This window comes from Marivivens donghaensis (assembly GCF_011806565.1).
GTDB classification, from domain to species: Bacteria; Pseudomonadota; Alphaproteobacteria; order Rhodobacterales; family Rhodobacteraceae; genus Marivivens; species Marivivens donghaensis_A.
Genome location: NZ_JAATOP010000011.1, coordinates 30311 through 47026, shown reverse-complemented (window position 1 = coordinate 47026; position 16716 = coordinate 30311). Strand labels below are relative to the sequence as shown.

The 16716-nt window shown below is 60.7% G+C and carries 20 protein-coding genes; 12 read left to right on the top strand and 8 right to left on the bottom strand.

Annotated elements, in window-relative coordinates; genetic code table 11:
• Positions 1 to 3 precede the first annotated feature (3 nt).
• Positions 4 to 321, top strand: a complete 318-nt coding sequence (locus HCZ30_RS14140) for a hypothetical protein (protein WP_167638953.1) — start codon at positions 4 to 6, stop codon at positions 319 to 321.
• On the opposite strand, the gene HCZ30_RS14135 is transcribed toward HCZ30_RS14140, so the two are convergent.
• Positions 322 to 1266, bottom strand: a complete 945-nt coding sequence (locus HCZ30_RS14135; RefSeq protein WP_167638952.1) for an L-threonylcarbamoyladenylate synthase — start codon at positions 1264 to 1266, stop codon at positions 322 to 324.
• Positions 1267 to 1375: 109 nt separating this feature from the next.
• Here HCZ30_RS14135 and HCZ30_RS14130 point away from each other — a divergent pair, with 109 nt between their 5' ends.
• The 5 genes from HCZ30_RS14130 to HCZ30_RS14110 all read left to right on the top strand — a co-directional run bounded on the left by HCZ30_RS14130 (position 1376) and on the right by HCZ30_RS14110 (position 5457).
• A complete protein-coding gene (locus HCZ30_RS14130; RefSeq protein ID WP_167638951.1) occupies positions 1376 to 3076 on the top strand; it encodes an acyl-CoA dehydrogenase in 1701 nt (566 codons plus the stop codon).
• Positions 3076 to 4110, top strand: a complete 1035-nt coding sequence (locus HCZ30_RS14125) for an MBL fold metallo-hydrolase (RefSeq protein WP_167638950.1) — start codon at positions 3076 to 3078, stop codon at positions 4108 to 4110. The genes HCZ30_RS14130 and HCZ30_RS14125 overlap by 1 nt, the downstream gene beginning before the upstream one ends.
• Before the next feature lie 44 nt (positions 4111 to 4154).
• Entirely contained in the window at positions 4155 to 4604 is a 450-nt protein-coding gene (locus HCZ30_RS14120; RefSeq protein WP_167638949.1) for a DUF6173 family protein, read from the top strand.
• A gap of 83 nt (positions 4605 to 4687) precedes the next feature.
• Complete coding sequence (locus tag HCZ30_RS14115; RefSeq protein WP_167638948.1) at positions 4688 to 4822, top strand: aa3-type cytochrome c oxidase subunit IV; 135 nt, start codon at positions 4688 to 4690, stop codon at positions 4820 to 4822.
• Between the two features lie 26 nt (positions 4823 to 4848).
• A complete protein-coding gene (locus HCZ30_RS14110; protein ID WP_167638947.1) occupies positions 4849 to 5457 on the top strand; it encodes a hypothetical protein in 609 nt (202 codons plus the stop codon).
• Here the strand turns inward: HCZ30_RS14110 and HCZ30_RS14105 are convergent.
• The 4 genes from HCZ30_RS14105 to greA form a co-directional block, all read right to left on the bottom strand.
• Entirely contained in the window at positions 5454 to 5780 is a 327-nt protein-coding gene (locus HCZ30_RS14105) for an AzlD domain-containing protein (protein ID WP_167638946.1), read from the bottom strand. The genes HCZ30_RS14110 and HCZ30_RS14105 overlap by 4 nt on opposite strands.
• Positions 5777 to 6484 carry an AzlC family ABC transporter permease gene (locus HCZ30_RS14100; RefSeq protein WP_167638945.1) on the bottom strand — a complete coding sequence of 236 codons (708 nt, stop codon included), beginning with the start codon at positions 6482 to 6484 and terminating at the stop codon, positions 5777 to 5779. The genes HCZ30_RS14105 and HCZ30_RS14100 overlap by 4 nt, the downstream gene beginning before the upstream one ends.
• 78 nt (positions 6485 to 6562) lie before the next feature.
• Positions 6563 to 7552 carry a hypothetical protein gene (locus tag HCZ30_RS14095; protein WP_167638944.1) on the bottom strand — a complete coding sequence of 330 codons (990 nt, stop codon included), beginning with the start codon at positions 7550 to 7552 and terminating at the stop codon, positions 6563 to 6565.
• Between the two features lie 23 nt (positions 7553 to 7575).
• Positions 7576 to 8046 (bottom strand): transcription elongation factor GreA, encoded by a 471-nt coding sequence (gene greA / locus HCZ30_RS14090; protein WP_167638943.1) that lies wholly within the window; start codon positions 8044 to 8046, stop codon positions 7576 to 7578.
• A gap of 274 nt (positions 8047 to 8320) precedes the next feature.
• Here greA and HCZ30_RS14085 point away from each other — a divergent pair, with 274 nt between their 5' ends.
• The 3 genes from HCZ30_RS14085 to HCZ30_RS14075 all read left to right on the top strand — a co-directional run bounded on the left by HCZ30_RS14085 (position 8321) and on the right by HCZ30_RS14075 (position 12662).
• Positions 8321 to 9970, top strand: a complete 1650-nt coding sequence (locus tag HCZ30_RS14085) for an electron transfer flavoprotein-ubiquinone oxidoreductase (protein ID WP_167638942.1) — start codon at positions 8321 to 8323, stop codon at positions 9968 to 9970.
• Positions 9971 to 10084: 114 nt separating this feature from the next.
• On the top strand, positions 10085 to 11815 hold the full coding sequence (locus tag HCZ30_RS14080) for a tetratricopeptide repeat protein (RefSeq protein WP_167638941.1): 1731 nt from the start codon (positions 10085 to 10087) through the stop codon (positions 11813 to 11815).
• On the top strand, positions 11793 to 12662 hold the full coding sequence (locus tag HCZ30_RS14075) for a 4-(cytidine 5'-diphospho)-2-C-methyl-D-erythritol kinase (protein ID WP_175581052.1): 870 nt from the start codon (positions 11793 to 11795) through the stop codon (positions 12660 to 12662). The genes HCZ30_RS14080 and HCZ30_RS14075 overlap by 23 nt, the downstream gene beginning before the upstream one ends.
• Here HCZ30_RS14075 and HCZ30_RS14070 read toward each other — a convergent pair.
• Complete coding sequence (locus HCZ30_RS14070) at positions 12655 to 13653, bottom strand: polyprenyl synthetase family protein (protein WP_167638940.1); 999 nt, start codon at positions 13651 to 13653, stop codon at positions 12655 to 12657. The two genes, HCZ30_RS14075 and HCZ30_RS14070, sit on opposite strands and share 8 nt — an antisense overlap.
• A gap of 55 nt (positions 13654 to 13708) precedes the next feature.
• Here HCZ30_RS14070 and HCZ30_RS14065 point away from each other — a divergent pair, with 55 nt between their 5' ends.
• The 3 genes from HCZ30_RS14065 to HCZ30_RS14055 all read left to right on the top strand — a co-directional run bounded on the left by HCZ30_RS14065 (position 13709) and on the right by HCZ30_RS14055 (position 14971).
• Positions 13709 to 13924, top strand: coding sequence for a DUF2007 domain-containing protein (locus tag HCZ30_RS14065; protein WP_167639013.1), 216 nt, complete (start codon positions 13709 to 13711; stop codon positions 13922 to 13924).
• Positions 13921 to 14685: a methyltransferase gene (locus tag HCZ30_RS14060; RefSeq protein ID WP_167638939.1), complete on the top strand. Its 765-nt coding sequence runs from the start codon at positions 13921 to 13923 to the stop codon at positions 14683 to 14685. Before HCZ30_RS14065 ends, HCZ30_RS14060 begins: the two co-directional genes overlap by 4 nt.
• Before the next feature lie 118 nt (positions 14686 to 14803).
• On the top strand, positions 14804 to 14971 hold the full coding sequence (locus HCZ30_RS14055) for a YdcH family protein (protein WP_167638938.1): 168 nt from the start codon (positions 14804 to 14806) through the stop codon (positions 14969 to 14971).
• A gap of 2 nt (positions 14972 to 14973) precedes the next feature.
• Here HCZ30_RS14055 and yddG read toward each other — a convergent pair whose 3' ends face one another.
• A complete protein-coding gene (gene yddG / locus HCZ30_RS14050) occupies positions 14974 to 15834 on the bottom strand; it encodes an aromatic amino acid exporter YddG (protein ID WP_167638937.1) in 861 nt (286 codons plus the stop codon).
• A 60-nt stretch (positions 15835 to 15894) separates the two neighbouring features.
• Positions 15895 to 16620: an acetoacetyl-CoA reductase gene (gene phbB / locus HCZ30_RS14045; RefSeq protein WP_167638936.1), complete on the bottom strand. Its 726-nt coding sequence runs from the start codon at positions 16618 to 16620 to the stop codon at positions 15895 to 15897.
• Positions 16621 to 16716: the final 96 nt, after the last annotated feature.

The window sequence follows — 16716 nt, the reverse complement described above, 5'->3', positions numbered from 1 at the left end:
GCTGTGAACAGAACAGAACTCATTCTCGCAACCGCCATCATCCTTTTCGTGGCATTCGCTCTTGGCTGGTTCGCAAGCTGGCTGGTCAACCGCTTCACCCGCGTGACTCGCGCGGACATCGGCGAACTCGATCGCATGGCGCAGGCCCTGCACGAAGCCGAGGAGACCCGCGATCAGGCGATCACCTACATGCAGCAGCGTGAAGCGGACATGACGAACCAACTGGCGCAGACCGAGGCCGAGCTTCGCGCTGCAATGGAAGGCCTTCGCGATGCGCGTCAGGAAGCGGCAGAGCTACGTCAGCGCCACGAACAGGACTGATTAGCGCGGCGCAGCGGCGCGGCGCAGACGGTCGTTAATCGCTTGCCCCAAACCCATTTCGGGAATGGGCGAGACCGCGATGTTCTGAGCGTTCATCGCGTCCAGCTGATGCAGGCAGGCGAAGAGGTTTGCCGCGGCCTCAACCGGATCACCCGAAGGTGACAGGTTCAGGTCGGCATCGACAACCTCCCCGAAGCCAAGCAGCGTTTCGCCGTCGCGTTTATCGGTCGCGTTGAGCCGCACGGCACCCTGCGGCGCGTAGTGTGACGCCAATTGTCCCGGCGCTACGATTGCTTCGCCCGCAACGCCCAACTTGCGGCCAAGGCAGTCCTCGATCACTTCGACAGGTGTTCCGCCAGCGCGGAGCAAGGTCGGCTCGCCCACGCACCCGATGATCGTTGATTCGACGCCGACTGCGCAGGTGCCGCCGTCCACAACCGCTTCGATACGGCCCGACAGACCAGAGATGACATGCTGCGCAGATGTCGGACTGACACGGCCCGACGGATTCGCGGACGGGCCTGACAGCGGCAATCCACTTTCACGCAAGACAGCTTGCGCGGCGTCTCCATGAGGGACCCGCACCGCCAAAGTCGACAGGCCAGCCGTCACCAGCTTTGAAATGCCCGCGTCGGCCTTTAGCGGCAGCACCAGCGTGATGGCTCCTGGCCAGAAGGCCGCTGCCAGACGCTCGGCATCATCATTCAATTCGACGTATTTCTTGGCCGCTTCAATGTCCGGCACATGGACGATCAACGGATTGAAAGCCGGACGCCCCTTGGCCTCGTAGATCCGCGCAACGGCGGTATCGTCCGTCGCATTGGCGAACAGGCCGTAGACCGTCTCTGTTGGGAAAGACACGAGCCCGCCACCTGCAAGGATGCGGGCAGCCTCACTAATACCTTCGGAGTGTGGTGATAGGACGCGCGTATTGATCGAATTCATGACGTGGCGTTTCAGTTGCGAGGTCAGGGGGCTTGGATACCCTGTCGCGGCGAAAAGTGAAATAGACGTGACGCTGCCCCGTGGCGTCACCCCATCAGGACCGTCCGCCATGCCATATCGTAGCCCCGTCGCCGATTTCCGTTTCATCCTCGAAAACGTCGTGGACTACAGCAAGGTCAGCGAGACCGAAGCCTTTGCCGAAGCGACGAAGGACACGGTGGATGCGATTCTGGATGAGGCCGGAAAGCTCTGCGACAACGAGATCGCTCCGCTGAACCGCAGCGGCGATCTGTACCCTGCCAAGCTGGAGAACGGCAATGTCCGCACGTCGCCCGGTTTCGCGCAGGGTTATCAGGCCATCGCCGAAGGCGGTTGGATCGGCATTTGCGCATCCGAAGAAGAGGGCGGCATGGGCCTTCCGCTGACCATCGCGACCGCCGTCAACGACATGATGTCGGGCGCCTGCCTCGCGCTGCAACTGAACCCACTGATGAGCCAAGGGCAGATCGAAGCGATTGAGGCGCACGCCAGCGAAGAGATCAAAGCGACCTATCTGCCGAAACTGATTTCGGGCGAATGGACCGGCACCATGAACCTGACCGAACCGCAGGCCGGTTCGGACGTCGGTGCGCTTTCGACCAAGGCAGAGCCGAACGGCGACGGTAGTTTCGCGATCACGGGACAAAAAATCTACATCACTTGGGCCGACAACGATTTTGCGGAAAACATCTGCCACCTCGTCCTCGCCCGTCTGCCTGATGGCGTTCCGGGGACGAAGGGCATTAGCCTGTTCATGGTCCCGAAGTTCATTCCGAACGAGGACGGCACGCTGGGCGAGCGTAATTCGCTGCGCGTGGTGAGCCTCGAGCACAAGCTCGGCCTCCACGGCTCGCCGACTGCCGTCATGAGCTATGAGGGTGCGACCGGCTGGCTCGTCGGGCCTGAGCATGGCGGTATGGCCGCGATGTTCACAATGATGAACAACGCCCGCCTCGGCGTCGGCACCCAAGGCATCGGTGCGGCTGAAGGCGCGTATCAGGCCGCCTATGCCTACGCGATGGAGCGCAAGCAGGGCCGCGTTGGCGGCACCGGCACGATCATCGAACATGCGGATGTGCGGCGCATGTTGGCGACCATGAAGGCCGATATCTTTGTGGCCCGCTCGATTGCTCTGGCTTGCGGCGTTGCGATCGACATGGGCAACGCAACCGGCAGCGACAAATGGAAAGCACGCGCCGCGCTGCTCACCCCGATTGCCAAAGCGTTCGGCACCGACACCGGCATCGAAGTCGCCACCACGGGCATTCAGGTGCACGGCGGCATGGGCTTTATCGAAGAGACCGGCGCCGCGCAGTACCTCCGCGATGTCCGCGTCACCGCGATCTACGAAGGCACCAACGGCATTCAGGCAATGGACCTCGTAGCCCGTAAGATGATGGACGGCGGCGAGGCTGCGTTCCGTCTGCTCGACGAAATCGAAGCAGGTGCGGACAAGGCCAAGACCGAGATGCCCGAACTGGCAGAAGCTGTCTGGCAATCCGCCGAGGATCTACGCGAGACCATCGAGTGGCTCGTCGCGCAGGACGTCACCGAGCGCTTTGCGGTTGCCGTGCCGTTCCTCAAGGGTTTCGCCCGCGTTCTGGGTGGCCACTACCACCTGACCGCCGCGCTGGCCGGCGACGATGCGCGCAAGCGTCTGGCGTCGTTCTACATCAATCGGATGCTCCCCGAGCACGTCGGCCTCTTTGCCCATGTTCGCGAAGGCGCTTCGGATCTGATGGCGATCACGCCGGACGATCTGGCCGTTTGATGCGCGATCACGCCCCGATCCGTTATCCTCACGAAGAGCCGCCAGCTTCGGGCGAATGCATCGAAGTTGCCGAGGGCGTTCTGTGGTTCCGGATTCCGCTGCCGATGGCGCTGGACCATGTGAACGTCTACGCGCTCGATGATGGGGACGGGTGGACGGTGATCGACACCGGCCTCGATACGCGCAAAACGCGGGGCATTTGGGACAAGATCCTGAGCGGCCCGCTGAGCGGGAAGCCCGTGCATCGGCTCGTTGTCACCCACCACCATCCCGACCACGTGGGTCTGGCTGGCTGGTTTGTGGAGAATGGCGCGGAGCTCGCGATGCCGCGCATCGCATGGCTCACCGCGCGGATGCTGACACTGGACGAGCAGCCCACCTATCCTGCCCGCACGCTGGATTTCTACAAGCGTAACGGTATGGACGAAGAGGTGTTGGCGAAACGCTCGGCAGAGCGGCCCTTCAACTTTGCCGATGCCGTCACACCGCTGCCCCTTGGGTTCACCCGCCTGTCCGAAGGCGATACGATCACGATGGGTGGCCGGACGTGGGACATCCGCATGGGGAACGGCCACGCGCCGGAGCACGCGACGTTCTGGAGCCGTGACGACAACCTCGTCATTGGCGGCGACCAGCTCTTGCCGTCGATCAGTCCGAACATCGGGGTCTACCCGACCGAACCCGATGCCGATCCGCTGGCTGAATGGATCGAAAGCTGTGAACGGCTCGGCCAGTTTGCGACCGACACGCAGTTGATCCTCGGCGGGCATAAGCTGCCCTATACGGGTCTGCCGCTGCGCCTCATCCAGATGGAGGAAAACCATCACAGCGCGCTCGACCGGCTGGTCAAACACCTCGCAGAGCCGCGCAAAGGTGGTGACTGCTTCGCGCCGCTGTTCAAACGCACTATCGGGCCGGAAACCTACGGGCTGGCCTTTGTCGAGGCGGTCGCCCACTTAAACCACCTGCTGTATCAGGGCCGCGCGACGCGCCAAATGGATGACAACGGCGTCTGGTGGTGGAGTGCCGTCTAGCCTTCGCCATTCCGCGCGCTATCGTTCAGCGCATGAATGATCCCATGACCGATATCGACACCTCTGCCGAAATTGCCGAGAACGCGTTTCTGCCGACCCTCTACGAAGTGCACGCGCGCGAGACCAAATCGGTCACCACCGCCGATGTGCCTGCCAACATGGGCCAAGGCGAGGCCAAGAGCCCTGCCCGCTGGGCCTACGAACGCCTCGCGCTCTACATCAAGAAATTCGAAGAAACGCTGAACGCCGACCAAGAGATCGCGATGGGCTTTGCCGGATCGGACGCGGGCGTGCTACGGATCGAGGGCATGGGCTATTTCGACCCTGACATCCTGACCTTCTACGGCGAGACTTCGGACGGCGCGCGCACGCAGCTTGTCCAGCACGTCAGTCAGCTAAGCATGATGCTCAAAGCCATGCCGAAACAAAGTGAAAAAGAAGAGCCGACGCGTATCGGGTTCGAGTTGATGAAATCAATCACAACAAGCAGCTGATGCGGCAATCGTACGGGATGACAGGTTCAATTGAATCGTCTATTGACCGCAAGCGAACAGAATTCAGGGATAGGAATCCGATCATGGCCGAACACGAACATGGCACCATGGACTACAGCGCTCAGGAAAAAACCTACAACGGTTTCGTCAAATTCGCGACCCGCACCGGCATTGTGATCATCGTCGCGCTGATCGTGCTGACGCTGGTTAACGGCTGATCCTTTCAGAGGCAGGGGGCGCCTCAATGCGCAGACGCTTTTTCGTACTTGGTGCGCCGCTGGCGCTGGCTGCTTGCGCGGCTGAACCTGTCTGGGCACCGGACGATCTTGTGCAGCGTATGCGCTACCGTCACAACGGTCCGCCCCGCCTCACGCTACTGACGATGCGCAATGTGGGCTCCGGCAAAGGTGCCCACTCCGCGCTGATGATCAACGCGCGCGAACGGGTCATCTGGGACCCTGCGGGCTCGTTCAAGCATCCCTCGATCCCCGAGCGGAACGACGTCATCATCGGCGTTACGCCCCAGATCGAGCAGTATTACATCTCGTACCATTCGCGCGAGACGTTCTACACCGAGATCCAAGAAGTCGACGTGCCGCTCGAAGTCGCCGAACAGGCGCTCCAGTTGGCATACGCCTACGGCGCAGTGCCGAAGACGCAGTGTTCGACCGCGACCGGTCGCATTCTTCAGCAGCTTCCGGGTTTCGAGTTCATCCGCCCCGTGATGTTCCCCGAAAAGCTTGCAGCGCAGTTTGCCGAAGTGCCGGGCGTGCGCACCCGCGAATATCGCGAGAGCGACTCGGACAACAACAGCGGCGTCCTGAACGAAATCGTGGTTAATCCCCAGCGTTAAAGCAGGTGGAGCCCGAGCTCGAACACCACAGCACCGACCACCAGTGACAGGATCACTTTGCGCGTTGTGAGACCCACAACGACCGTGACCAGTGCCGCGATCAGGCGGACCGGCTCGGTTTGCCCGCCTGTAGCCGACGGCCAGATGACGAGCGGCGCCACCATAGCCGGCAGGATCGCAACAGGGGTAAAGCGGAGCAGACGCGTGATGAACGGCGGGATCGGGCGATCACCGATGAGGCCGAGGAACGAAAAGCGGATGAGGTAGGTGCCGACGCCGAGAAGCGCGATGATCAGCCAGATTTTTGCGGGATCGTTCATCATGCTGCGCGGCGCTCCATCGCCATTTCACTGAGTGCGCCGACAAACATCGCGATGATGCCTGCGAGAAGCAGCCCCGTGCCCGACGGAAGGCCGCTGAAGATGAGGCCGAAGATCACCGATGCCAGCGCGGTTAGCACCTGCGGCAACGTCCGTAGCATCGGGCCGATCAGCGAAATAAAGGTGATCGGCAACATGAAATCGAGGCCCCAGTCGGCCGGTATGCCCGAGCCGATCAACGCACCGACCAGCGAGGCCGCGCCCCACGCGGGAATGATCGGAGTGGCCACGCCGAGGAAAAACGCGGACTTTTCACGCGGCGTCCAGTCGGGGCGTTCTTCGTATTTCGCGATCGATACGGCGTAGGTCTGGTCGAAGTTGCCGTAGGACACCAGCGCTCGCTGCCACAGCGGCGCAGCGCCAAGGTGCGGAACCAGCGCTGCCGAATACATTGCCATGCGCAGGTTCACCGCTAGCGCAGCCGAAACGACCAGCGCAACGCCTGCGTTATCTGCCATCATGTGCAGCGCCGCGAACTGCGACGCGCCTGCAATCACCAGCATCGTCATCGCCATCGCCTGCCCGAGCGCCATGCCCGCATCCAATGCGACGACGCCAAAGAGCATCCCGAACGGGATGATGACGAGGAAGAACGGGATGCCGCTTCGAAATCCTTCGAAGTAGGCCGCGCGGATCGGGGATGTCATGGAATGCCTGCTGGTTCGAAGTTCCGGCAGACATTTGCCCGACGCGCAGCCATTGGCAACCCCGCGTCAGCGCACAAATCAGTCGAACGACCCCGAGACGCGGCCAAGCAGCATGAACGCCCTTGCTGTGCGTGTTTCGGTGAGTGACGCGATTTCCTGATCGGTCGCGGTTTCTTCGAAACTTTGCAGAAGCTGGTCGAAGCGGCGCAGGAAGTGATGTGCTGTATCACGGAAGATCGCATCGTTACGCATACGGGCCGACGTCAGAGCGAGTGACGAGCGGTCACGGATACCGCCCAGCGCGGCGATGGTCTTTCCGCGCTCACCCTTGGCAAAACGGCGCCACAGTTCGGGCCGTGCGCGGTCGGGACGCATGTCGTCCATGTAGATACCGTCGTGCGACAGAAGCGTCAGGATATCCTGGCTCGCGTGGACGACCTGACGGGCCTGACGGTCCTTCAGCGCGGCACGCATGGCGGCGATGCCCTCTTTGTCGGAATCACTCTCGGGGAAGTTCAATGCGCGAATGAGGTCTTTGTTCGAAATCGGCGGGTGCAGATCGTCGACCGGCGTACCCAGCGCGAGCAGCGGCTGTGCTTCCTCGGGACCGCCCTTGGCCAGCGGCAGAATTGGAGCCCCCGACGCACGGGCCGAAGTGAAGGTCGCGCGAACCGTCTCTTCGGTCTTCTGCGTGGCCTTCATGAGCGCGTCGAGTTTCTTCTCGATGTCGGGCTGTTTGATCTTCGCGCGGGCGTCGCTGTCGGCGGCGACCTCTTTGCGCAATCCTTCGATCGACTGGCGAAGGGCCGCAACTTCGAAACGGTAAATGCGGGCCGAACGCGCGGAGGCGAGGCCGACAAAGAGCGCAGCAAGTGGGGTGAGCAGCGTGACCGCAGTCAGCAAAAACTCAGCGCGATCAAAGCCTTCGGCAGTATCGGGACCGAACACCAGATACGCGCCGGCGCCGATGAACCACAAAGCGCCGATCGCTATGGCAAAGCGTTCGGCGCCGGAAGTGGTGGGGGACTCGCCCGCGACAGGGAGCGAATGATCTTTGTCGGATAGCATCGCACCCTCCGCGCAGGCGGACCTTAGATGAAGGAGACTTTGAGGATCTCGTAGCTGCGTTCACCGCCCGGCGTACGGACTTCGACGCTATCGCCTTCGTCCTTACCGATCAGAGCGCGAGCGAGTGGCGACTTGATGTTCAGACGACCGTTTTCGATGTCGGCTTCGTATTCGCCAACGATCTGGTAGGTCTTCTCTTCATCGGTGTCTTCGTCGACCAGTTCGACGGTCGCGCCGAATTTGATGGTGCCGTTCAGCTTCTTGGGGTCGATGACCTCTGCCAGCGAAAGCACGCCTTCGAGTTCCTTGATGCGGCCCTCGATGAACGACTGCTTTTCCTTGGCCGAGTGATATTCGGCGTTTTCCGAAAGGTCACCGAGCGCGCGAGCTTCGGCAATCGCCTGAATGATCGCAGGGCGCTCGACGGATTTCAGGTTTTTCAGCTCTGCATCGATCTTGTCGAAACCGGCCCGAGTCAGCGGGATCTTTTCCATTGGGACCTCCGTCGTTTTTCTTGTGTAGTCCGCGTCATAACGTATTCGGGGAATAAAAAGTCAATAGCCCCCAAATGTACAGTGGTTTGGATCGGTTAAAGGGGGCGACTAAAGTTTTGGCAGAAAACCGTACGTCGCGCTCAAGTGAACTGTGCCTATGTCGCATTGCAGCGATATTACGCCGTGTCGTGATTGCTTGAACGTTCGTCATGTAATAACTCCGAACGCAAGATTGTTACAAACAAATGGCCAGACGCGAATAAAGGGAACGGACATGACCGACATCGAACGCGAAACAATGGAATACGACGTTGTTATCGTCGGTGCCGGCCCTGCGGGGCTTTCGGCGGCGATCCGTCTGAAGCAACTCGACGCTGACCTGAATGTCGTTGTGCTTGAAAAAGGCTCGGAAGTTGGCGCGCACATCCTGTCGGGTGCCGTGCTGGACACCAGCGGCCTTGATCGCTTGCTTCCGGAATGGAAGTCGATGGGCGCGCCGATCACCACCGAGGTGAAGGAAGATAACTTCTACATGCTCGGCGAAGGTGGCGGCACCCGCATTCCGAACTTCGTGATGCCCCCGCTGATGAACAACCACGGCAAGTACATCGTCTCGATGGCAAACGTCTGCCGCTGGATGGCAGAACAGGCCGAAGAGCTCGGCGTCGAGATCTTCCCGGGCATGTCGGTGTCCGAACTGGTCTACGGCGAAAACGGCGAAGTCAAAGGCGTCGTCGCCGGTGTCTTCGGCCTCGAAGCCGACGGCTCTTACGGTCCCGACACCGAGCCGGGCATGGAGCTGCACGGCAAGTACGTGTTCCTGTCGGAAGGCGTCCGCGGTTCGCTGTCGAAAGAGGTCATGGCGAAGTACGAACTGTCCAAGGGCCACTGCCCGCAGAAGTTCGGCCTCGGCATGAAAGAAATCTGGGAAATCGATCCCGAGAAGCACAAAGAAGGCACTGTCACCCACACCATGGGTTGGCCGCTGGGCAAGCAGGCCGGCGGTGGCGCGTTCATCTACCACCTCGACAACAATCAGGTGTTTGTCGGTTTCGTGGTTCACCTGAACTACAAGAACCCTCACCTGTATCCGTACATGGAATTCCAGCGCTTCAAGCATCACCCGATGATCGCTGACCTGCTCAAGGGCGGTAAGCGCGTGGCTTACGGCGCGCGCGCGATCTCCGAAGGCGGCTTCCAGTCGATCCCGCAAACCGCATTCCCCGGTGGTGCGCTGCTCGGTTGCTCGGCGGGCCTCGTCAACGTCCCGCGCATCAAGGGCAACCACAACGCCATGCACTCGGGCATCGAAGCGGCGGAAAGCGCGTTCGCTGCGATCCAGTCTGGCCGTTCGGGCGACGTGCTTCAGGACTACGACACCCGCATCCGTGAAGGCGTCATCGGTCAGGACCTCAAGCCTGTGCGCAACGTCAAACCGATGTGGTCGAAGTACGGCCTTATCGGCGGTCTGGGCCTCGGCGGTCTGGATATGTGGACCAACAACCTGTTCGGCAAATCGTTCTTCGGCACCCTGCGCCACGGCAAGACCGACGCGGCCAGCACCGAAGAAGCCAGCAAGCACAAGCCGATCGACTACCCCAAGCCCGACGGCAAGCTGTCGTTCGACCGCCTGACCAACGTGTCTTACAGCTTCACCAACCACGAAGAATCGCAGCCCTGCCACCTCAAACTCAAGGACCCGTCGGTTCCGATCGACGTGAACCTGCCGAAGTTCAACGAACCGGCGCAGCGTTACTGTCCGGCAGGCGTGTACGAAGTGCTCGAGGGCGAGAACGGACCAAAGTTCCAGATCAACTTCCAGAACTGCGTCCACTGCAAGACCTGCGACATCAAGGACCCGAGCCAGAATATCAACTGGACTGTCCCGCAGGGTGGCGACGGCCCGAACTATCCGAACATGTAAGGCGGGTCTCCGCCTTCACGATTGCGGGAAACCGCGTAGAGGACCCGTCGTCTGATTGCAGGCGGCGGGTCCTTTTACTAGGGTGCGGACAAAACCCACATTCGGATCAATGCATTGAACTTCCAGTATCTCCGCACCTCAGCTCTGGTCAGCGCCCTTGCCCTTCTCACTCCGGGTCTTGTGTCCGCGCAATCGGGCGAGCCTCTCGAAGGGCTGGAAGTAAACGCGGGCGCTTACCTCGCAGCACGCGAAGCGGGCCTGAACGGCGACTTCGTCAGCGCGGCGGAGTTCTACCAGCGGACGCTGGAAACTGACCCCGACAACATCGCCCTGATGGAAAACGCCTTGGCGAGCCTCGTCGGTGCGGGCCAGTGGGATGCAGCGGCTCCGCTCGCAGACAGGATGATCGGCGAGAACGATCCGAGCCAGATTTCGACCGTCGTATTCGTGGTCAACGCCATCAAGAACGGCGAGTGGGAAAAGATCACTGCGGCACTCAACGACGGCATGACGCTCAGCCCGCTTCTCGACGGTGCGCTGGAGGCGTGGGCGGCCGTTGATCGTGGCCAGATGACCGACGCAATCGCCCTGTTCGACGAGATGTCGAAAGACGGCAGCCTTGGCAGCTTCGGCAACTACCAGAAGGCTATGGCCCTCGCGATGGTCGGCGACTTCGAAGGCGCCGAGGCCGTCCTGTCCGACGAAGCGAACGCCGACATCATGCGCAACGGCAGCGCGGTTCTGGCACGCGCCCAGATCCTGAGCCAACTCGGACGCGACGATGAGGCGGTGGCCATGCTGCGCAGCTGGGACCCCGCGCAGATCGACGCCGAGGTGCAGTCGCTTCTCAGCCGCCTGAACGCAGGCGAGACCCTGACGTTCGACCGCGTGACCTCGCCCGAAGATGCGATGTCCGAAGTGTTTCTGACGATCGGCTACCTGATCGAAGATCAAGGCAGCCCGACCCTCACGCTGATCTATTCGCGTGCGGCGCAAGAGCTGGCACCAGGCAATACTGAAGCCATCCTGCTCACCGCGCGTCTGTTTGAATCGATGGGCCAGCACGCGATTGCGACGCAGGTCTATAGCGAAGTGCCCGCGCAAAGCGCAGACTTCATGACTGCCGAACTGGGCCGCGCGGAGTCGCTGCGTGCTGCGGGTCGGCTTGAGACCGCAATCGAGGTGCTTCAAGCACTGTCGCGTCATTTCCCCGAAGAGCCCTACCCAGCGACGATCCTTGGCGACTACTTGCGCGCCGGCGGTCAATACGCCGAAGCGGAAGCTGCCTACACCAAAGCGCTCGACCTCTACGGCGAGACGCCTCTGAACCTTTGGTTCGTCTATTTCGCACGCGGTATCGTGCTGGAGCGGCAGGACAAGTGGGACGAAGCCGAGGCCGATTTCCGCACGGCTCTGGCGCAAGATCCGAACCAGCCTTCGCTGCTGAATTACCTCGGCTATTCGCTGGTTGAAAAAGGCATGAAGCTGGACGAAGCGCTCGATCTGATCGAACGCGCAGCGGCGATGCAGCCGTCGAACGGCGCGATAATCGACAGCCTTGGTTGGGCGCTGTTCCGCCTCGGCCAATACGAGGAGGCTGCGCAGTATCTCGAACGTGCGACCGAACTCGAAGCGACCGATCCGGTTGTGACCGATCACCTTGGCGACGCGCTCTGGGCTATTGGCCGCAAGGTCGAAGCCCGTTTCCAGTGGCAGCGCGCCCTATCTTTCAGCCCTGAAGAAGAGGAAGCAGAGCGTATCCGCCTGAAGTTGGAGCTTGGCCTTGATGTCGTGCTCGAACAGGAAGGCGCAGCGCCGCTTCATGGCAATCGTGACAACAATTAAGACAACCGCCCCCGCCAAAATCAACCTGACCCTCCATGTGACGGGGCAGCGCGACGACGGCTATCATGAACTCGATTCGCTCGTTGTGTTCGCCGAGGTCGGTGACAACATCACCGCGACCCGCGCCGTGGACATGCGTCTGACGGTCTCCGGCCCGTTCGCGGTTGGCGTTCCGACCGACAGCAGCAACCTGATGATGAAGGCTGCCGAGACTCTCCGCGAGGTTCGCGGCGTCAAGATGGGTGCGCACCTGCATCTTGAAAAGAACCTGCCCCACGCGGCAGGCATCGGCGGCGGCTCGTCTGACGCTGCGGCTACGCTGAAACTGCTGGCGGAGCTTTGGGACGTAGAGCCGCTGGGCCCCGATCACCCCGCCGTCTTGGCTCTCGGTGCTGACGTACCGGTTTGTGCCCGTGCTCCCAAGCCGATCCGCATGCGCGGCATTGGTGAGGACTTGCACGAGGGCCCCAAACTGCCCCGCGCCGCGATGGTGCTGGTCAATCCGGGCGTCGAAGTGCCGACCCCGCAAGCCTTTGCCGGACTGGAGCAGCGGAGCAACGCGCCGATGGCCGACATGCCGGATACGTATCTGTTGCCCGAGTTTCTCGAATGGCTGAAAGGTCAGCGCAACGACCTGCAAGCACCTGCCGAAAAGGTCGCGCCAGAGATTACGCACGCGCTGAAGATGCTGAACCAGCAACTTACCGTGCAGTGGGCAGGCATGTCGGGATCGGGCGCGACTTGTGTCGCACTGGTCAAGGACATGGGCGTCGCGCGTCAGGTCGCGCGCGCCATCCAGATCAGGGAACAAAGCTGGTGGGTCGTTCCCACCCCGCTGCTTAGCTAATCCGCGCGACCACGTAGTCTGCTAGATCCGAGAGCATATCGCGGATCTCGTGCTCCGGCAGGTCGGACAAATGGCTCTTGGCCTTTTCCACCCACGCCAGTGCCTCATCACGCACTGCGTCAAGCGCGCCATGCTTGCGCATGATGTCGAGCGCGGTTTGCAGGTCTTCGTCCTGCTGCTTGCCTTTAGCAATCGCGCGGGTCCAGAACGCCATTTCTTCGGCGTCGGACTTCGCGACAGCTTTGATGAGCGGCAGCGACAGTTTGCGTTCGCGGAAATCGTCACCGATGTTCTTGCCGATCGCCTCGGTGCCGCCGTAGTCGAGCAGATCGTCGACCATCTGGAACGCGATACCAAGCGCATCACCGTAGGCATAAAGTGCGTTCTCGATCTTCTCGTCGACGCCCGCAATCACGCCGCCGACTTGAGTCGCGGCAGAGAATAGCGCGGCGGTCTTGCCGCGGATCACCTTCAGGTAGGTGTCTTCCGAAGTGCTGAGGTCGCGCGCAGCGGTCAGCTGGAGGACTTCGCCTTCTGCAATCGTCGCGGACGCATCGGCGAGAATGCCGAGCACGCGGATCGAACCGGTTTCGACCATGATCTGGAACGAGCGGGAGAACAGGTAGTCACCCACCAGAACCGACGATTGGTTGTCCCAGAGCAGGTTGGCAGTCGGGCGGCCACGGCGCTGTTCGCTTTCGTCGACAACATCGTCGTGCAGCAGCGTGGCGGTGTGGATGAACTCCACCGTCGTCGCGAGGTGGACGTGGTAAGGCCCCTCGTAGCCGCACAGCTTCGCCGCAGCGAGCGTCAGCATCGGACGGAGGCGCTTGCCGCCTGCTTCGATCAGGTGAGCGGTCACTTCGGGAATGCGCGGCGCGTGTTCCGAGGACATGCGGTCGCGGATCATCACATTGACCGCGTCCATCTCTGCGGAAAGTGCCTTTGCGAGACGCTCGTGCGGTTTGGTCGCGGTCACATCAAGGCTCATGCCGGGCTCCGTTGAGTCTATTGGCAAAGACGCGGAACGGCCTTACCTGTTGGATATGAAAGAGCTTCTTCGCACCACGGACCCGACGGTCATCGCTTATGCAAAAATGCTCCTCGCCGGCGAGGATATAACTTGCTTCGAGTTCGACGTAAATATGAGCGTCCTCGATGGAGGTGTCGGCATATTGCCGCGCCGCTTGATGGTGGCAGATGCCGATCATTTCATCGCAACTGCCATTCTTCGCGACAATGAGGTGGAACCGGGTTTGTGAGTTTTGCCGACGATCAACTGACTTGTGACGATTTCCTCGGCGGCCGCGTACGTTTGTACCAGCCGAAACACGGGTATCGTGCAGGTGTTGATCCGGTGCTTCTCGCGGCTGCCGTTCCGGCTGTAGCGGGCCAGCGCGTGCTGGAGTTCGGTTGCGGCTCCGGTCCGGCATCGCTGTGCCTCGGCGCGCGGGTTGAGGGGCTCTCACTCACCGGTGTCGAGTTGCAGGCAGAATATGCAGAGTTGGCCGAAAAGAACGCGGCAAAGAATGACACTGCGTTCGAGGTCATCAACGCTGACCTCCGCGCCCTGCCTGCCGATATCCGCAACCGGCAGTTCGACCATGTCATTATGAACCCGCCTTATTATGATCGTAGCGCCTCGTCAAAAGCGCTCGACGATGGGCGGGATACAGGGCGTGGCGGTGATACGCCGCTAGCCGACTGGATCACCATCGGCGCCAAACGGCTCGCGCCCAAAGGTTACCTGACCATGATCCAAAGGATTGACCGCCTGCCTGAGTCGCTCGCCGCTGCGCATCAATGCCTTGGCTCGCTTGTGGTCCGCCCGATTGCCGCACGCCTCAATCGTGAGCCGTCTCTGTTCATTCTTCAGGCACGTAAGAACGGCCGTGCGGCATTCCGCCTGTCCCCGCCATTCATTATGCACGACGGCCTTGAACACAGCAGTGATCGTGACGACTATAATAATATGGCAACGGAAATCCTACGGTTTTCCGGCACACTTCCCGTTACAATTTAAGATAGTTTCTCCGCATCGGTCAAAAATTGCCGAATATTGCGAGAGGTACGGTTTTTCGTGACAGATTTGTAAAACTGTGGTGCACTACCTCTGTCATATTCATTCAGAGGAGAAGACTATGAGCCTGACTTCGCACATCGCCGAACTGCGAAAAAAGCACCAGACTCTCTCGCAAGCTGTCGAGGATGCACAACGCAATCCGGCTGTTGATGCTCTCGAAATAAGTCGAATGAAAAAGCAAAAACTTGTCCTGAAACAGGAAATTTCGCGCCTCGGCGCCCACTGACCTCAAGTAGTGCTGGCCCTTGCCGCCAGCGCGGCCCCCGACGTGATGAGAATCGCAGCAACCAGAAGGGTCCACGAGGGGGCCGCTATCCCAGCCAGAATCAGTACAGCCGTCGAAAGGACCGGCGCAGCGTAGGAGGCGACACCAAGCAGTTGGATGTCGCCTTTTTTGACGCCCACATCCCAGACGAAGAATGCGATTCCCACAGGGCCAATGCCAAGCAACGCGATCGACGCCCAAGTGATCGTATCGGCAGGCCAGATGGTTTGCTCCACCAAGAGGTGCAGCGGCACCGACAGGATCGAGGTCGCGAGGCAGAAGACGACGACAGATGCCGTGGGGACTTTGCCGAAGCTGCGCGAGATCACCGAATAGCCCGACCAGAACAGCGCCGCGATGAAAGCGAGCCCGTATCCGGGAAGTGCCGCGCTATCAAAAGACGTCGCGCCGCTCACGATGATCGTCGCCGCCCCTGCGAACCCCATGACCGCGCCAAGGACGTGCATCGGGCGCAGTTTTTCCCCAGGCAACATGCCCGAAAACAATACGATTAGGAGCGGCCAGAGGTATGCGATCAGCCCTGCCTCCGCCGCAGGTGCCATGCGTAGGGCCGAGAAATATAGGAAATGGTAGCCCGCAAGACCGAAGGTTCCGATGACGTAGACGTGCAGCGGCACCGACTTCAGTTGCCCGACCGATCCTGTTGCGAGCAGCCAGACCACGCCGATGAGACCGCCGACCGCGAATGTCATGGCGTTGAGCTGGATTGGCGGAACGGGCGACGAGCCGACCGTGAACAATGCGAGCAGCGCCCATAACAGGACCGCGATGAAGCCGATGGATGTGTAGGTGCGCTTTGACATGAAAAAGGGCCGGTCAGTTGACCGGCCCAATGTGCCTAAAAGCGGCGGATACTCAAGTGATTAGACGAAGAACTGCGCGCCGTTAGCCGAGATCGTCGAACCGGTGATAAAACCGGCATTGTCGTCAGCAAGGAACACCACGCAGCGCGCGATTTCTTCCGGCTCGCCAAGGCGACCAACGGGGATCTGCGGGATGATGCGTTCGTTCAGAACCTTTTCGTCAATCGCGCGAACCATCTCGGTACCGATGTAGCCCGGGCAAATCGCGTTCACTGTGATACCGGCGCGAGCACCTTCCTGAGCCAGCGACTTGGTAAAGCCGAGGTCGCCCGCCTTTGCAGACGAGTAGTTCGCCTGACCGGCTTGGCCCTTCTGACCGTTGATCGACGAGATGTTGATCACGCGGCCAAACTTGCGGTTGCGCATTCCCGGCCAGACAGGATGGGTCATGTTGAACAGGCCGGTCAGGTTGGTGTCCATGACTTCCTGCCACTGCTCACGGGTCATCTTGTGGAACATCGCATCGCGGGTAATACCGGCGTTGTTCACGAGCACATCGACCGGACCCAGATCAGCTTCGACCTTGGCGATACCCTCAGCGCAAGCGTCGTAATCTGCGACCGACCACTTGTAGGTCGGAATTCCGGTTTCTTCGGTGAATGCAGCTGCTGCGGTGTCGTTACCGGCGTAATTCGCCGCAACGCTGTAACCTGCCTCTTTCAGTGCTTTCGAAATTGCTGCGCCGATTCCGCGGGAACCACCAGTGACCAATGCAACGCGCGACATAGATATCTCCTTCCATCAATTCGCAATCTTGTTACTCGATACCACACCCTTTAGCAATAATATTGCGCCGCAATGCCGCATCAAAAAGGGGCTCGG

Excerpts from the sequence above, each read along its gene's own strand:
- HCZ30_RS14135 (WP_167638952.1), bottom strand. The coding sequence starts at position 1,266 with ATGAATTCGATCAATACGCGCGTCCTATCACCACACTCCGAAGGTATT.
- HCZ30_RS14130 (WP_167638951.1), top strand. The coding sequence starts at position 1,376 with ATGCCATATCGTAGCCCCGTCGCCGATTTCCGTTTCATCCTCGAAAAC.
- HCZ30_RS14125 (WP_167638950.1), top strand. The coding sequence starts at position 3,076 with ATGCGCGATCACGCCCCGATCCGTTATCCTCACGAAGAGCCGCCAGCT.
- HCZ30_RS14120 (WP_167638949.1), top strand. The coding sequence starts at position 4,155 with ATGACCGATATCGACACCTCTGCCGAAATTGCCGAGAACGCGTTTCTG.
- HCZ30_RS14115 (WP_167638948.1), top strand. The coding sequence starts at position 4,688 with ATGGCCGAACACGAACATGGCACCATGGACTACAGCGCTCAGGAAAAA.
- HCZ30_RS14110 (WP_167638947.1), top strand. The coding sequence starts at position 4,849 with ATGCGCAGACGCTTTTTCGTACTTGGTGCGCCGCTGGCGCTGGCTGCT.
- HCZ30_RS14105 (WP_167638946.1), bottom strand. The coding sequence starts at position 5,780 with ATGATGAACGATCCCGCAAAAATCTGGCTGATCATCGCGCTTCTCGGC.
- HCZ30_RS14100 (WP_167638945.1), bottom strand. The coding sequence starts at position 6,484 with ATGACATCCCCGATCCGCGCGGCCTACTTCGAAGGATTTCGAAGCGGC.
- HCZ30_RS14095 (WP_167638944.1), bottom strand. The coding sequence starts at position 7,552 with ATGCTATCCGACAAAGATCATTCGCTCCCTGTCGCGGGCGAGTCCCCC.
- greA (WP_167638943.1), bottom strand. The coding sequence starts at position 8,046 with ATGGAAAAGATCCCGCTGACTCGGGCCGGTTTCGACAAGATCGATGCA.
- HCZ30_RS14085 (WP_167638942.1), top strand. The coding sequence starts at position 8,321 with ATGACCGACATCGAACGCGAAACAATGGAATACGACGTTGTTATCGTC.
- HCZ30_RS14075 (WP_175581052.1), top strand. The coding sequence starts at position 11,793 with ATGGCAATCGTGACAACAATTAAGACAACCGCCCCCGCCAAAATCAAC.
- HCZ30_RS14070 (WP_167638940.1), bottom strand. The coding sequence starts at position 13,653 with ATGAGCCTTGATGTGACCGCGACCAAACCGCACGAGCGTCTCGCAAAG.
- HCZ30_RS14065 (WP_167639013.1), top strand. The coding sequence starts at position 13,709 with ATGAAAGAGCTTCTTCGCACCACGGACCCGACGGTCATCGCTTATGCA.
- HCZ30_RS14055 (WP_167638938.1), top strand. The coding sequence starts at position 14,804 with ATGAGCCTGACTTCGCACATCGCCGAACTGCGAAAAAAGCACCAGACT.
- yddG (WP_167638937.1), bottom strand. The coding sequence starts at position 15,834 with ATGTCAAAGCGCACCTACACATCCATCGGCTTCATCGCGGTCCTGTTA.
- phbB (WP_167638936.1), bottom strand. The coding sequence starts at position 16,620 with ATGTCGCGCGTTGCATTGGTCACTGGTGGTTCCCGCGGAATCGGCGCA.